This is a genomic window from Methanofollis ethanolicus, assembly GCF_001571385.1.
Lineage (GTDB): Archaea > Halobacteriota > Methanomicrobia > Methanomicrobiales > Methanofollaceae > Methanofollis > Methanofollis ethanolicus.
Window position 1 is genome coordinate 1,128,304 of record NZ_BCNW01000001.1, and the last position, 15,954, is coordinate 1,144,257.

Here is a 15,954-nt window from a genome sequence, read left to right on the forward strand (position 1 = left end):
TCACAGCATGGGAGCAACTCTCGTAGAGAAAATTTTCTCCACCCGGTGCGGGAAGGAGATAGAGGCAGGCGATGTGGTGATGGCGGCCGTGGACCGCGCGATGATCCATGACATCACTGGCCCCCTTGCCATTCAAAAGTTCAGGGAGATGGGCGGAGAGAGGGTCTTTGACCCGGCACGTATCGTAATGCTCTTCGACCACCAGGTCCCGGCTGATTCCATTCAGGCAGCCGAGAACCAGAAGTTCATGCGGGAGTTTGCACTTCGCCAGGGAATTCACAACTACGACCTCAGGGAGGGCGTCTGCCACCAGGTGGTCCTGGAGAAAGGGCATGCCGCACCGGGCGAGATCGTCGTCGGTTCGGATTCCCACACCTGTACCTACGGCGCTGCCGGCGCCTTCGCGACCGGCATCGGTTCGACAGACATGGGTTTCGTCCTCAAGTTCGGCGCCCTCTACTTCAGGGTGCCGGACTCGATCCGGGTCGAGGTGAACGGTGCCTTCGCTCCCCGTGTCGGGGCAAAGGACCTCATCCTCTCGATCGCCGGCGACATCGGTGCGGACGGCGCCACCTATCAGGCCCTGGAGTTCACCGGCGAGACCTTCGAGTCGATGCCGATGCCTGGCCGGATGACCTGCTCGAACATGGCGATCGAGATGGGGGCGAAGGCCGGCATCGTCCCGCCTGATGCGATCACCTGGGAGTACCTCCGGGAACGCCGCCCCGAAGTCAGGCCCTTCCCCCTCAAAAGCGACGAGGACGCGACGTACTCGGAGATGCGCGAGTTCGATGTCACTGATCTCGTGCCCCAGGTCGCGGTCCCGCACAACGTGGACAATGTCGTCGATGTCGATGAGGTCGCCGGCACCCACGTCGACCAGGTCTTCATCGGTTCCTGCACGAACGGCCGGTACGAGGACTTTGCCGAGGCTGCCGAAATTCTCGGCGACCGGAAGTTCTCCGACGATGTACGGGTGCTCATCATCCCGGCATCGCGGGACGAGTACATGAAGACCCTCAGGGCCGGACTGATCGAGAAGTTCGTTGAAGCAGGTGCGCTCGTCGAGGCACCCTGCTGCGGCCCCTGCATGGGCGGGTCCTTTGGCCTCCTCGCCCCCGGCGAGGTGTCTCTCTCCACGTCGAACAGGAACTTCAGAGGGCGGCAGGGGAGCACCGAGGCGGAGGTCTATCTCTGCTCCGCAGCGACGGCAGCGGCAAGTGCGATCACCGGCGAGATCACCGACCCGAGGGAGGTGTGACGATGCGGATCTGGAAGTTCGGCAACGACATCGATACGGACGCGATCATCCCCGGGAGGTACCTCACCGAGTACGACCCGAAAAAGCTCGCGGAACATGTCTTCGAGGGGACGAGAGACGACTTCAGGATCGCGGTGAAGGAGGGCGATGTCGTCGTCGCCGGCAGGAACTTCGGCTGCGGGTCCTCGCGGGAGCACGCCCCTCTCGCCCTTCTCGGGGCGGGGGTGAAGATCGTCGTGGCAGAGTCCTTTGCCCGGATCTTCTACCGGAACTCGGTGAACACCGGTCTCCTCCCCCTCATCTGCCCTGACACCGGGGCGCTCCTTGAAGGGCACGATCTGACGGTCGACCTTGCAGGTGGATCCCTGGAGTCTGAAGGGGCCAGGTACCCGTTCGAAGCGGTGCCGCCCTTCATGCAGGAGATCGTGGACGCGGGAGGGCTGGTTGAATATGCAAAACAGATGAAGGAGGTAGAACTGTGTACAAAGTCGCAGCAATAGGCGGAGACGGCATCGGACCGGAGATCCTGGATGAAGGAAAGAAGGTCCTCGACGCTGCAGGAGAGAAATATGGATTCGACATACAGTGGGACGAGTTTGCCATAGGGGCCGACAGATATCTGGAGACCGGGGAACTCGTCACCGAGGATGAACTGAAAGAGCTCTCCAGATACCGGGCGATCTACTTCGGCTCCATCGGCGACGACCGCGTGACGCCCGGCATCCTGGAGAAGGGTATCCTCCTGAAGATGCGGTTCGCCTTCGACGAGTATGTGAACCTGCGGCCTATCAGACTCCTGAACGGCGTCCAGACCCCTCTCGCCGGGAAGAAGCCCGAGGACATCGACTTTGTCGTGGTGCGGGAGAACACGGAGGACTTCTATGTCGGAATCGGCTCGCGCTTCAAAAAGACGGAGAAAAAGGAACTTGAAGTCGTCCGGGACCTGTATTCGGTGAAGTTCGGCCTTGATGTCGAGAGCGACGCCGAGGAGATCGCCTACCAGATCGGCGTCATCTCGCGGGAGGGGAGCAGGAGGGTGATGGAGTACGCCTTCGACCTGGCCGAACGCCGGGAGAAGCGGGTCACCTCGGTCGACAAGGCAAACGTCCTCTCCGACGTCTACGGCCTCTGGCGTGAGGTCTTCACCGAGGTCGCGAGTCGTCACCCGGGCGTTTCGACCGAGTTCAATTTCGTCGACGCCGTGACGATGTGGTTTGTCAAGAAACCGGAGTGGTTCGATGTCGTCGTCACACCGAATATGTTCGGCGACATCATCACCGACCTCGGTGCGATGATCCAGGGCGGCCTCGGCCTCGCGCCGGGCGGCAACATCAACCCGAAAGGGACCTCGATGTTCGAGCCCATCCATGGGTCGGCCCCGAAGTACAAGGGCCTCGGCGTCGCGAACCCCATCGCCACCATCTGGGCCGGCGGCCTCCTCCTCGACCACCTCGGTGAGCACGAGGCGGCAGAAGGGATCGTGCGGGCGATCGAGGGGACGATTCACGATGGCGTGGTGACCCGCGACCTCGGTGGCGCGGCGAAGACCGCGGACGTCGGCGACCATATCGCAGCGCGGGTCAGGGAATAAACCCCTGCCATAAATGGCGTAGAAAAAAAGATCTTGCGAGATATGCCCTGCCCTCAGGCAGGGAGGGGCGCCGGCCATCCCTCATGCCCCTTCCCGAACTCTGCAACCATGAATGCCATGAACTCGCGGGCAAGGTCGGGGTGGGGGGCGGAGTTCGGGACAGTCGCCGCATACACGATGGGGGTCCCGACGCGGTCGCTTCCTATGGAGCCGAACCGCTGGAAGCCGAGTCTGACGACGACCGTACGGTAATTATCCTGACATGCCGCAGACCCAAGGTCTATCTCAGGCGGCAGGGTGACGTACTTCAGGCCGTGCTCCTCCGCAACGCTCAGGTATTCGAAGGCATAGTCCACCCCGCCGGCGTCCAGGAGCGAGAGGAGGAAGATGCTGCCGTCGCGGATCCTGACCTTCCCGGTCTCCTGCTTGAGCACCTCGGGTAGGGTGATGGACGTGACGCCGTCCTTTTCCTCCACTGTCACATTTGGCCTGAGATGGTTCCCGAGGACGGCGTCGAAGATCTCGTCGTCCCCGTAGTATCTCTCTGCAAGAGTCGTCACCATCAGCGCCCTGTAGCCTGCGGCGTCAAGCATCGGGTTCGAGATCCCGACGACGACGTCGGGCCTCGACAGCACTTCATACCAGTTCTCTGAGGTGATCGCGTCGGCATACCTGCTCTGGTTCGTGAAAGCGATCACGACCCTGTTAGTGGCGAAGGGGGTGTACGTGTCGGTGTAATTCCCCTCCCCGCCCTCGACCGACCTGTACATCAGGTCAGGGATGAGTTCCTCATCCGCAACGACCACCAGGTCGATGTCGCGGTGGAGGTCGGTCACCTGCCTGATGCACTGGATAGAGCCGTGCCCCTCGACCTGCACGTCCACACCAGGGTGGGATGCCTCAAACTCTGCCTCAATTTCTTCCATAGGAAGAAGAAGACTCCCTGCGGGGACGATCTTCAGGGTTGTCGGGGTATCGTCACCACCGATGCACCCGGTCGCAAGGACACACAATCCCACAAGAGCGAGGAACATGAGGGGGATGCCCCTCATGGGCGTTTCACCTCGATCCTATCCACCCACTTCACCCAGGCGCTCCCCTCGGTGATAGTGTCCGGTTCATCGGTGCCGACCACCATCCGCAGGGGACCGCCGTCTCCGTCGGGGATCGCCGTTCCGTTGAACTCATAGGCAAGGACCACAGTAAGAGCAGGAGAAGGTTTCTCTTTGAGGTTCTGATCTAAGGTCACAAAACCCTTTCCGGCCATCTGCTCGTCATCGAAGACCCAGTAGTAGCCGTCAGGTGCTGATATCCCTACCTGATCGCCGTCTCCAGACCCACCAACGCGATCGAGCAGCGTTGCGAGGGTTACGCCCTTGACCGTGTACGGTCCGTACTTGATTCCGACCGTGGAGACCGCATAGCCATAGCCCTCCCAGGCAGGGAGTTCTTTGATCTCGGAGAAGGAGAGCACCTCCTCATTGGTGCCGTCAGAGATCGTGAGGTTCCAGGATATGTCCTCACCTACCGGACTGGCAGGGTTGGTAGTCCCGGTGCACCCGCAGGCGGCTGCAGCGCAGATCAGAGCGAAAACTGCCATCAAACGGACGAAACGAGTTTTCATCCCCGCATCCTCCATGCAAAGCAGGCAACACCAAGTCCGGCCAGGAGTCCAAAGAGCGGGCCAGGGCTCTGAGTGGCCTGCGCGGTCGTCGGGACCTCTGGTGTCTCAATTGCAGCAGATCCCTGGAGTGACTTAACCGGAACATTCTTCGCTCCACTATACCCCCCCTCATAGACCCTGACCTCGTCGATCCATTTCACGGTATAGCCTGAAGTCGAAGGATAGAGGTCGTTAAAGAGGTGGAGGCGCTCAGGCGGGAAACATTCGCGCATATCCTGGTTGCCAAAGACATGTTTGCCCTCCGGGTTGGTGGAGTTGTCGGCAAAGAGGACCAGGCGCATCCCAACATGATAGTCCGGCGGATAGCCGACGCCCTGACGCTCGCCAACAGCTGCATCTTCGCCATTGTACCAGCAGAGCCCTATCGGCCCCTGGCGCGGATCGGGTTCATAGACGTTCGTGTACCCGAACTCAATATGATACCCGTCACCTGCTTTGACCATCATCTCATCGTCGGGCTGCATCCCGCCGACCAGGCCGCAGAGGTCCTTGATGTCGGTACCCTTCACCGCACCGCGGTCCTTGAAGTTCGTGGTCTCATTCCTGTCCCACTGGGTCTCTTTGTCATCGGCAAAGACCGGGCCCTGGTGGTAGTAGTGGGTCGTGCCGTCGCCGAGGACGGGGAGGTTTGCCTCCATCCACAGGTAGTCAACGGTCGTCTCATTGAGCACGGTGGTGCCGTCGTCTGCAATCTTTACTATATGCACCGAGGTCGTCGGTGCGGCCTGCACCCCTGCGATACAGGCGCAGAGGAACAGGAGCAGAAATACACTCTTTGTTACATTCATACAATCATCTTCCTTTTTTCAGATGCAGGGCGACCATACCAGCCGCCGCGCATGCACAGAAGGGAGAGAGAGGGGCCTGTGCAGCGTTCTCCCCTTCTGCCTTCGGCGTCATTTCAATTGTCTCGAAAGTGCTGTTCAGGGGGTAGAGGCTCACAACCTCCCTGTTGTCCTCTGAGATCCTGGCCACAGGCACCATGTCGACCGTCACCGTCTCTCCGTCCACACTGACCCGCAGGTACGCGAGGGTGTGGTCGAGGCCGTTTTCAAAACCCGGCGCCTTCTTCTTGGCAAGAGGAAAGAGTTCCTCGCCGCCGCACGGAATCACGAAGTACGGCGTGCCGTTGATATCATAGCGTTCATAGGCATGGATATGCCCGTTGAAGACCGCCGTTACGTTGTAGCGGTCGAAGAGGGGCGCCCATTCCCGCTGCAGGACGCGGTCGCCGCCCCAGTGGCGTTCATTGGACGAGTAGACCGGGTGGTGGAAGGCGACGAAGATCCGGCCCGAAGACCGGGCGAGGTCGGCCTCCAGCCAGGCAGTCTCTTCGTCGATCCTTCCCTTCGCCCAGTCGTTCGAGTCCAGGACGACGACATGCGCGTCGCCCCAGTCAAAGGAGTACCACTCGGGGACGCCGAACGCGTCATAGTACGGCGTCCTGTTCCCCTCGTGGTTGCCGAGGGACGGCACCAGGGTGGTGTTCGCAAGCATCCCCCTCGCCGCCGCGAAGTACTCGTCCCATTCAGCGAGGTCATTCCCGAAGGTGACGAAGTCGCCGCAGTGGATGACAAAGGAGAGGTTTTCCTCCTCTGCGATCCTGTCGGCAACGAGTCTGTGCCTCTCCATCTGGGTGAAGAGGGGGACCTGTCCCCTCGTGTCGCTGTACACCGCGAAGGCGAAAGGCCCCTGACCTGCGGTCATGAACCGGCAGTCAGGGCCCCTTGCATCCCGTGCAGTGACGACATAATGATACATCGTCCCGGCTGTGAGGTTCGTAAGCCGCACATGGTGGAGGGTCACACCAGAAGGTTCGGCAACGGTGTGGACGTACTCCCCGGCATTTTCAAACTCATCGGCAGTCGCATAGGAGACATTCCCGCTGGACGGCCCTGCGGTCTTCCAGGAGACGACGGCCGTCGTCTCGTCGGTACCGGTGACATACGGCCCCCAGAGAAAGGTGGCATTCCCGGCAGCAACGGCTGAGGGGATGATCAGGAGGAGGAGGAAAGTTCCTGCCCCTCTCATCTCCTCAACCTGACCTCGCACGTTGTCACCTCGTCGGGTCTGACCAGCACGTCATCGACTGTCCGTGAGTCAGAACGGCCGACGACCTTGACCGAGTACCTGCCGAGGTCCATGCCGGTGAAGAGGTGGGGCGTCACCTCGCCGGTGTTCTGGCCGTAGAGATAGATCTTCGCTCCTTCAGTCGTGCTGTTCACGTACAGGGAACCACTGGCATAGGACGCAAGCATGAACTTCACGTCCACCTCATCACTCCCCTTCGGGACGAGGACCACATCTTCCTTCGGCAGGTAGCCCGGTTTGGTGAGCATGACTCTGTGGCGCCCGGGAGAGACATTCTCAACGACGTACGGGGTCGCACGCCCGGTGTCAAAGCCGTCCACGAAAATCTCGGCGCCCTGGGGGGTAGAGTCCACCCTGAGGGCGGTCAGTCCCCCGGTCTCCGGTCGGAGTGTCTGGGTGCTCCCGTCTTCGACAAAGTCGGAGATGGGCACCGAGATATAGGAACTGTTCCTGCTGAATGCGACAAAGGAACTCAGGCCGCCGAACTTTATCTTCGCAGGCACCTTCTTCCCCGTATAGTAACCGTTGACCGAACAAGGTTCGCCCTTGTATCCCGGGATGTCGACAGTGAGTGTCTTTTGCATCCCATGCTCGTTCCGGTCAAAGCGTACAGGGATGACCACGCCCGGAGAGACCCAGACCTCCTTCGTGTCGATTTCATAGGAGGCCTTCGCCTTCTTCACCTTCACGCGGTGAAGGCCTTCTTTGAGGCCGTTGACCACCTGCGGGGTCTGTGCATCGATCTTTTTGTTGTCGATGTAGATGTCTGCCCCGTCGTCGCTCGCCTCCACATAGATGCCACCGGAGCGGGAGTTCATCCCCTGAATAGCGGCAAGGGTGAGGCAGAGGGGGTCGACATGGAGATTTTGGTTGCAGGGATCGAGGGAGACGGCAACATCTGTGTCCTCGTCGAGGTCGAAGGAGGTCTCGTAGGGACGATAGTTCTCCAGTTCGATCCTGAGTGTGTGGACTCCTGCCGGGAGGTTGGGGAGAGATGCCGGGGTGACCAGACCGGTGTAGTCACCGTCCAGGAAGACCTGCGCACCTGCGGGGTGGGTGATGACGGTGACCGCGGCATGGGAGGCCGCCGGCGTCGCCACAGGTGTGGGGGTCAGGGTCGGGCCGCCGACGTCCTGTTCTGTCCCGACCGGCGCCGGGGTTTTTTCATTCTCCTCAATGCCGAACCACCCGGCGATCATCGCCCACAACCCGGAAAAGAAACCCGAAGAGGTTTCGGGCTCTGTCGGTTGCACAGATGTCTCTACTGTTACGGGAGCAGTGGTGATTTCAGCTGTTGTAACCGTCTCTGTCGGCGGCACTGTCGCGGTCGTGATCGGCAGGGCCCGGACAGACATCCGGGTTGCGGCAATGAGGACAAGCCTGTTCTCCATGTAGTCGCCAGGATCGCCGGTCGGGATACTTACGATCTCGACTTTGTTCCCGGCATCCCTGAGATAGGGCGTCGCATCGGCCCTGCAGATACTGACGGCGTCCTCCCCACCGGTGAGGAGGTTGGTCCACTCACCACCATTGAGGGCGACGCGGTTTGTAAACGTGTCATTCCCGGCCGCACCGGTGCTGACGACAGACAGAGCAACGACAGTCCGGTCGTCTCTCCCTATCGGGTCGGTGAAGTCGGCGGTGGTGCAGGCGTCGTCCTCGGTGACCCCCCATGCGGGGTCTGCCTGGATGACATCGGCACCCTCGGCGATCCACCAGGAGGTGTGGTTGCCCGATGTGTCGGCGACCGGTGCGACGAGGACGCCGCCGGAGAGGGTGACCAAACCCTCTTTCTGACCTGCATTCCTGACATGGAGGGTATGGTTCGCCGGCGACAGCGTCTTCAGGGCATAGCACCAGGTCTCGACGGTAGGGTTGCGGCCGTCAGCGTCGTCGGCATAGTACGCATTGGCAGCGAGTCTCGTGTTCCCGAGGGAGACCTCAAGGTCGGTACCGTCGTCAGACGGACTGCCCGTGTTGTTCGTCCCGAAGAGGTAGAGGCGCACACCAGAGGTCTTCCCCATGCCGGTTGTGTTCAGGAAGAGAGTGCAGGAATCACCACTCTTCAGGGTGCAGAAACCTCCATCAGAGGGGATGACCTGCACCGTGCCGTTCACTGTGCCATGGTCGGCGACCGTGAGGTCAGAACCCTTGAATCCGTGGGGCCTGCTCACGCTGCTGTCAGAACCACCTGACCCGCCGGATCCTCCCTGAGAGGGGGAAAGCTGGCTGTGGATGGTGATCTGGTTGACCATCTGGACTGAAACACCACTCGCAGAGGGATACTGACCATTGTAGTAGTACCAATACTCTTCATCCCAGGACTCGTGCATGTCCCAGTTGCCCCAGACATGCATCCCCTGCTCATTCGTTTCAGGGGTAAGGAAGTAGAGGCGCATGCCTTCCCGGAAGTTCTCATTCACGTAGCCGGTGTCCTTGCCATGGTACCACGCGATCACTATTGGTCCCTGCCTGGGGTTGGGGGTGTAGATGTACTCCGCCGGCCATGTCTTCGTCAGTCCGTCCGATGCCTTGATGGTTACCATATCGGTCGGTTCGGCACCGCCGACAAGGTTGCAGAGGTCCTTCACGTCTGTGCCCATGAACTGACCGTGGTCCTTATAGACCAGGTTCACGTCTTCGGTCGGGTTCCAGCCGTCATAGGTCTCGCCCGGGTGAACTTCATCCCATGCCCCTTCAAAGATCGGCCCCTGCGTGTAATACATCGTCTCTCCGTCCCCCTGGACAGGGAGATTGTCCCGCATCCACTGCCAGTCGACCGTTTTTTCGGCGAGGACGGTGGTGTCGTCAGAGGCGATTTTGGTGATCTTCAGTTCTGTCGTCGCAATGGCCGACACCGGGATTGTCATTGCCTCAACAACCAGAAGAACGACAAAAACAAAGAGAAATGTCTGATGTCGTTCAGATAGGGTCGTCTTCATATGTATCATCATCTCCGGAGAAGGATGCCTGCGACGAGAGCGGCAAGAACCGCGGCAATTCCAAGGGGGGCCTGTGGAGTCGGCGTTTCGGGGGTGTTTTCTCCTCCATTTGTCTCGTGGCCGGTATAGATCTCAAGATCGCTCACCTGCTTGACCGAAAGACCGCTCGTCGACGGCCATGTGCCGCTGAAGAAGTGCCACTCGCCCTCGGGCAGGGTCTCTTTCATGTCGGTGTCCCCGAAGACGTGCCTACCCCAGGGATTTGTCGAGGCGTCGGCAAAGAAGATCAGGCGCATGCCGTCATAATACTCCGGGACATAGCCCGATCCCTGCGGGTCACCGGTGACCGAGTCCTCACCGACATACCATGCAAGGCCCATCGTCCCCTTCCTTGGATTCTCGGCATAGACAGTTGCATGGGAGAAGTTCTTGTAAAACCCGTCCTCTGCCTTCACTTTGAGGGTGTCGCCTGACCCCATACCGCCGACGAGGCCGCAGAGATCCCTGACGGCCGTTCCTTTCACGGCGCCATAGTCCCTGCTCTCCACATTTTGGTACTCGGCCGGATCCCAGAGGTCTGACTCGTTGAAGGTCGGGCCCTGGTGGTAGTAATGGGTCGTCCCGTCACCAAGGACGGGGAGGTTCGTCTCCATCCAGATATAGTTCACCGTCTTCTCGTTGAGGATGGTCGTGCCGTCTGGGGCATACCTGACGATATGGATGTCGCTCGTCGCCGTCGTCGGCAGGACTACAAGGTAAATGGCGAGAAGGGCGATCAGAACAAAGTTATGGTTTCTCATTTTTTCATCACCTTCCAAGGCAAAAAAAGAGAATATCATCTCCTCCTGAGGAGGAGAAGGGCGCCGAAGGCGATGAAGGGCAGGGCCCAGAAGACCGGCGACTGTTGCGGGGTCGTGGGAGTGGGTGTCGCTGCCGTTGTCTCATTGATCGCCGGTGTCGGGGCCGTGACCTCTCCCACCGGTGCCTGCACATCGTCGGGGGCCACTGCCGAACCTTTCTCTGCCGTGATGGCAAAGAAGGAGAAGCCCGGGGACTCGGCCGAATAATATGCCTTGCCTTCCTTCTCCTCGATAAAGGTCGTCTGCAGACGGATCCACTCTCCATTCACGTGCCGCAGGAGGGCCACGTCGCCGGCCGAAACGCCCTGGGCCTTCAGCCACGCGGCTTCAACGGCAAACTCGATTGTAACTCCTTCGATCGCCAAAGGGTCGGTCTTGTAAAGTGTGACCTCCTGGATCTCGTAGACCGCACCCTCTGGTGCCGGGGCGCCCTTCGGCAGGCTTGCCTTCTTCACCGTAAAGAGGAAGTGTTCGATCCGGTCATAGGCGCTGACCGTGATCGTTGAGAACGCGGTCTCGGTCACGGAGAAGGACTTCGATTCACCTGCCGGGATGGAGCCGGAAACAGCTGAGACCGCGGAGGTGCTGCCGCTAGAGGATGAGTGGCTGTACGAGGGCGACGGAGTCGGGGCTGGGGCCGCAACGCCGCCGACCGCGAAGTAACAAAATCCTGGTGTGGTTGCACTAAAGTACGCCCTTCCATTCTCCTCTTTGATAAATGTTGTTGGGAGACCCTGCCATGCACCATTCGTGTACCGCAGCAGCCTCACATCGGTGACCGCCATCCTGTGGGAGTTCAGCCAGGTGAGAGGGAGGTCAAAGGCGATGACTGCCTCGTCGATGGTGTTTTCAGGGGCAGGGTAGACGATATGGAGGTACTGGAAGATGTTCTCAGCAGGTGTGTCGATGTAGTTCGGGAGTTCATCGGGGACGTCAATGGCCAGTTCTCCATCCCTGACGTCTCCGGCGGCCTTGATGGTTATTTTTGAGACTGCACCCTTCTCAAGATCCAGTGCCTTCTCGCCGCCAGCACTGATGTTCCCGAGGGAGACGATGTTACCCTGCAGGTTCGGCGGGATGAAGGAGACCTTGACGACACCCTTGATGGTGTCCATACCGCTGACATTCTCGCCCACAAGGCGGAGGGGCCAGTTCTCGTCGTCACCGGCAATATGCATGCCGTTCAGAGAGTTGGCAAGGATGTACTTGTCGCTGTACATCGCGTCGCGGCTGTCTATGATAGTCTCCGAACCGTCTTTACCGACGATATGGATGGCATAGCCTTCGGCCGCGAGGGTGTCATTGAATGACTTACCTGTATGGAAGTTCTCGTCATCGACATAGCCGAGGAGGAACCAGAGAGGCATGCCTGACCATTCTCTGCCCTTGCTGTCTGTGTAGGACTTCTCGTGGTTGGCGCCCATGGTGCAGGCAAGACCGCTCTCGAAGTAGCCCTTGCTGATGGTCTTGTCGATTGCTCCGTCGAGCTGGAGGTTCCAGGTGGGTTCTGCTACGTCGTAGATCCTGATCTCAGAGATATATTTGGCCGAGAGCCCGGCGCAGGACGGGAGACCTGAGTTGTAGTGCCAGTATTTCTCGTCGATGCACTCGTGCATGTTCCACTGCCCGAAGACGTGGTCGTCGGGCGCAAAAAAGAGCCGGTAGCCGTCGGCATAGTCGGGGACATAGCCCTGCCGTCCGGTGTACCACACCAGGACAGCCTCGCCCTGCTGCTCCTCGGGGGCATAGATGTTGCCGTAATGGAGGGACGTCTCCCATCCGTCAGGGGCTGCGAAGGTGATCTCAGTGTCAGGGCCCATGCCGCCGGCGAGGTTGCAGAGGTCACGCACGGAGGTTCCCTTGATCTGCTCATCGATCTTCAAACCACCTGGATAGGTCTCGGCCTGATCCCAGGGGTCCGCGGGCGGGAAGTTCAGTCCCTCGAAGTAGTAGTGCGTCTCGCCGTCACCGTACACCGGGAATTTTTCTTCCATGTACCTGTAGTCGATGGTCTTCTCGCTGAGGACCGTCGTGCGGTCGGCAGCGTACTTGACGATCCGCACTGAAGGGATCTCGGTCGGTTTCTGGAACGCGGTCAGTTCGATGCTTTCGATACTTGCCACACTCTGCGACCCTTCGGTCAGCGCAGAACCGACCAGCCTGACAGGGTAACCATTTTCGTTGGTCAGAAGGGTTCCGTTCAGTTTGTTGGCGATGATGAAGTCGTTGTTCTGGGAAACGATTTTGCTGCTGAACTCCTTGCTGTAGTCTCCTGACCCGGTGACGATCACCGTGTAGCCCTGTGCAGCAAGTTTGCTGTTAAATGCGCCAGACCCGTGGATGGTATAGTCGTCAACCCAGCCGCAAAGGCTCCAGAGCGGGATACCCGACCATTCGCGGTTCTTGTCGTCGGTCCAGGTGACGGTGTGGTGCGAACATGCTGCGGCCGCCTCGAACTCGCTCTGTGTGATGGTGTCGGTGATCTCACCCTTCAGGGTGAGCGTCCATTCACCGGGCTTCGGTCCTCCCGGCAGGCCGACGAGTGAGATTTCACTGATTGTTCCGACTTTCTGTTTCCCGGATGTGACGTTCTTTCCGACAAGTTTGAGCGGGAAGTCCCCTTCTGCAAGAGGCTGCCCGTTGAGGGTGTTGGCCACGATATAGTCGGAACTCTTTGCGACATTTGCACTGGCGAAGGTGGCGTTGAAACCGTCAGATGCACTCACCCTCACGGTATAGCCGTCTGCGGCGAGCTGGGTGTTGAATGCGCCAGACCCGTGGATGGTGTGGTCGTCGACCCATCCGGTGAGGTACCAGAGGGGCATGCCCTTCCACTCACCGGCCTCGTCTGTGTAGGTGACGCCGTGGCACCGCACAGATTCTTCGAAGTACGCCTGGGTGAAGGTGTCTTCGATGTCGCCTTTCAGGGTGAGGGTCCAGCCTTCGGAGGGTTCGGGGAGGCCGACGAGTTCGATCGCGCCGATGTTCCCGATCTTTTTGCCCATCGTGACATCAGAACCCACCATCTGGAGCGGCCAGCAGGGTTTGCCTCCTGAGGTCAGTTCTGGGAGAGGCTGCCCGTTGAGGGTGTTGGCCACGATATAGTTGTTGTTCCTGGCAATGGCTGCGCTCGGGAAGTTGATGTCGTACGGATGTGTCAGGTTCCGGTCGGTGACCTTCACCGAGTACCCTTCGGCTGCCAGTTCGTTGTTGAATGTGTAGTGGCTGCCGGTATCCTCGTCGTCGACCGCTCCCACGAGGTACCAGAGGGGCACGCCCTTCCATTCGCCGTCTCCGTCAGTGTAGGTGGCGACATGGCCGCAGTCCACCGCATCTTCAAACTGTGCCTTGGTGAACGAGACGGTGGTCTTGCCCTTCAGGGTGAGAGCCCAGTCACCGGGTGCGGATGCGACCTTAACGGTGGCCTGTATGATTGCCAGGGCGTTCTCCCGTGTCGTCGAGCCGTCAGGACCATACAGGAAGAGTACGACGTCACCATTCTGGAGAGGCTGGTCGGCACTGTTATAGGCGGCTGAACGGGCTTCACCGTTCACAGAGCAGGCCCAGGCCTCCTTGTAGGTGTCATTCACCTTGTTGTAGCGATAGGTGCCGATGTCATCAAGGAGCAACTGGCCATATTGCCACTTCTTATTGGTGAAGTTATAGAGGAAGCCTTTTTCCTGTGCGGCGGCATCAAGGGCGCCGAGAGGGGTGAGGGCCGGAATGCTGTGCGTGGTGCCCTGGCTTGCGGTCACGGTGACGTTGCCCGCGCCGAGCGTAACTTCGCCATTGTAGACGATGTCAGCATTTGTGAGGCGTGCCGTGATAAGTACCGCTGCTTCAGCGTTCTCCGGAGTGGTCGCACCTTTTGGGCCGTAGTAAAAGTTCACCCTGTCGCCGTCGACGAGGACACGTTTGTTCAGGCCGTCGGTGCTCGGCTTGCCGTAATCATCAAGGGCCACATCGTTCACGTAGCAGGTCCAGCTCTTCTGGCTCTTGATGAATGGGTAAGAATCGATGTCATCGAGCATCAGGATGCCAGAATCGATCCACTTCCTGTCGGTGACCTTATAGGTGAAGCTCTCAGCCTTTGCAACGGTGTCGAGGGCGCCAAGTGGAGTCCGGTATGGGATCTGGTAGGAAGAACCCTGACTTGAAGTCACAGTGGCTTCCCCTTTGGGGAGGAAAACATCTCCATCATAGAGGAGATCCGCACCTGTAGGCGCTGTCGTCACCGTCACATCCGCGGTACCCTCGACAGTCTCGTTTGTTGCGGTGACCGTCGTCGTGCCCGCCGCGTGTGCAGTGAAGTATCCGGTCTCGTTCACGGTCCCGACAGTTTCATTGCTGCTCGACCACTCGAAGGTGAGGCCGGTCATCGGCCGGTCATTCTGGTCGAGGGCAGCGGCGGTGAACTGCTGCTTTTCGTTCACCTTCAGGTCGGCGACAGCGGGAGTAACATTGATCGAGGTCAGAATTGGCTTGATGCCGGTCACAGCATAACCAGACGCACCACCCGCACTCAGGGGGTTAGTCCAGCGGACGCCCTGACCCTGGTTCGAGGAAACAGTATAGACATAGGCGTTGAAGGCTGCAAAGGTCTCCAGATTCTCGAATGAGTACTCGACCTTAATAGCACCTTTGTCGTTGATCGCCTGTCCGGAGAAGTCAGGCTGTGAAAGCGTATTCTTTCCGAGGATACCTGCGTTCAGGTCGATGAACATGATTGAGAAGGTGTTCCCGGTATCGGTCATGTCCTGTCTGTCGAAGATCGGGTAATTGACCGCCGGACAGGGCCTCCAGATCTGTGGTCCATAAAGGAAATCATCCTTTGTGAACGTCTCGTCCAGTGCTTCAGGCACATAGGTGATGTTCTCGAATGCCGGGAAATTGCCCTTCTGAACCGGTGTCCACTGATAACCGCTCGCCTTGATGTTGACTCTGAAGTCATCGGGAATGGTGCCGTTGACTGCCAGCATCAGGATGCCATTGTCGTCCCAGCCGCGGCCACCTGTGTCGTTGATATAAAAGACACCAGACTGGTCGTTGCTGAATACAACTTGGCTGCTGAAGTTCAAAGCATCAGTCGTAATATGAAGTGCGTTCAGACCCTGTGTGCCACTCTGAGTCGGGCTGAAGAAATGATAGGTGTTGTTGCCGTAATCGTTGAAACGGGCAGCACCATCATTTGAAACGTGTAGTATAACATTACTATTCGAAGGAATCACCTTGTAGGTGCTGGAATCAGCATCCGAACCAGCGGTCTCACTCAGTTCCAGCGGTTCGGCCACCGCCGGGGCAATACAGAAAGCCGAAAGCAGGAGGAGAAGGAGGGCCAACCCCCATTTCCACTGCATGCGGCCTAAATCAGTCGTACATATTGTCATGTTCTTCAGTCCTCAGACTTTCATTTCTAGAATTCCCGTGGGGAACGGGGGAGTTAAACAAACTTTTTTAACATTTTGTGGATATTCAGGGCTACTTTTTGCAAGACAACGATATTAATATTCTGAATTGCCTGAAGA

General features: G+C 59.0%; 10 protein-coding genes. 3 read left to right on the plus strand and 7 right to left on the minus strand.

Annotated features, from left to right (window positions below; genetic code table 11):
- Positions 1 to 7 precede the first annotated feature (7 nt).
- The 3 genes from MEFOE_RS05660 to MEFOE_RS05670 are packed head-to-tail and all read left to right on the plus strand — an operon-like array spanning position 8 to position 2,852.
- Positions 8 to 1,261: a 3-isopropylmalate dehydratase large subunit gene (locus MEFOE_RS05660; protein ID WP_067049515.1), complete on the plus strand. Its 1,254-nt coding sequence runs from the start codon at positions 8 to 10 to the stop codon at positions 1,259 to 1,261.
- Positions 1,262 to 1,263: 2 nt separating this feature from the next.
- Entirely contained in the window at positions 1,264 to 1,761 is a 498-nt protein-coding gene (locus MEFOE_RS05665; protein WP_067049518.1) for a 3-isopropylmalate dehydratase small subunit, read from the plus strand.
- Positions 1,740 to 2,852, plus strand: coding sequence for an isocitrate/isopropylmalate dehydrogenase family protein (locus MEFOE_RS05670; protein ID WP_067049522.1), 1,113 nt, complete (start codon positions 1,740 to 1,742; stop codon positions 2,850 to 2,852). The genes MEFOE_RS05665 and MEFOE_RS05670 overlap by 22 nt, the downstream gene beginning before the upstream one ends.
- 53 nt (positions 2,853 to 2,905) lie before the next feature.
- On the opposite strand, the gene wtpA is transcribed toward MEFOE_RS05670, so the two are convergent.
- From wtpA to MEFOE_RS05705, 7 genes are all read right to left on the minus strand, one after another.
- Entirely contained in the window at positions 2,906 to 3,904 is a 999-nt protein-coding gene (gene wtpA, locus MEFOE_RS05675; protein WP_067049525.1) for a tungstate ABC transporter substrate-binding protein WtpA, read from the minus strand.
- Positions 3,901 to 4,476 carry a molybdopterin-dependent oxidoreductase gene (locus MEFOE_RS05680; protein WP_083523490.1) on the minus strand — a complete coding sequence of 192 codons (576 nt, stop codon included), beginning with the start codon at positions 4,474 to 4,476 and terminating at the stop codon, positions 3,901 to 3,903. Before MEFOE_RS05680 ends, wtpA begins: the two co-directional genes overlap by 4 nt.
- Complete coding sequence (locus MEFOE_RS05685; RefSeq protein WP_067049531.1) at positions 4,473 to 5,324, minus strand: argininosuccinate synthase; 852 nt, start codon at positions 5,322 to 5,324, stop codon at positions 4,473 to 4,475. The genes MEFOE_RS05680 and MEFOE_RS05685 overlap by 4 nt, the downstream gene beginning before the upstream one ends.
- Positions 5,325 to 5,328: 4 nt before the next feature.
- Positions 5,329 to 6,567, minus strand: a complete 1,239-nt coding sequence (locus MEFOE_RS05690) for a purple acid phosphatase family protein (protein ID WP_067049533.1) — start codon at positions 6,565 to 6,567, stop codon at positions 5,329 to 5,331.
- The gene (locus MEFOE_RS05695) at positions 6,564 to 9,497 is read right to left on the minus strand and encodes a PEGA domain-containing protein (protein ID WP_067049536.1); all 2,934 of its coding nucleotides are present in this window, start codon (positions 9,495 to 9,497) and stop codon (positions 6,564 to 6,566) included. The genes MEFOE_RS05690 and MEFOE_RS05695 overlap by 4 nt, the downstream gene beginning before the upstream one ends.
- A gap of 80 nt (positions 9,498 to 9,577) precedes the next feature.
- Entirely contained in the window at positions 9,578 to 10,369 is a 792-nt protein-coding gene (locus tag MEFOE_RS05700; RefSeq protein ID WP_083523491.1) for a hypothetical protein, read from the minus strand.
- Positions 10,370 to 10,404: 35 nt separating this feature from the next.
- The gene (locus MEFOE_RS05705; protein ID WP_067049542.1) at positions 10,405 to 15,507 is read right to left on the minus strand and encodes a PGF-pre-PGF domain-containing protein; all 5,103 of its coding nucleotides are present in this window, start codon (positions 15,505 to 15,507) and stop codon (positions 10,405 to 10,407) included.
- Positions 15,508 to 15,954: the final 447 nt, after the last annotated feature.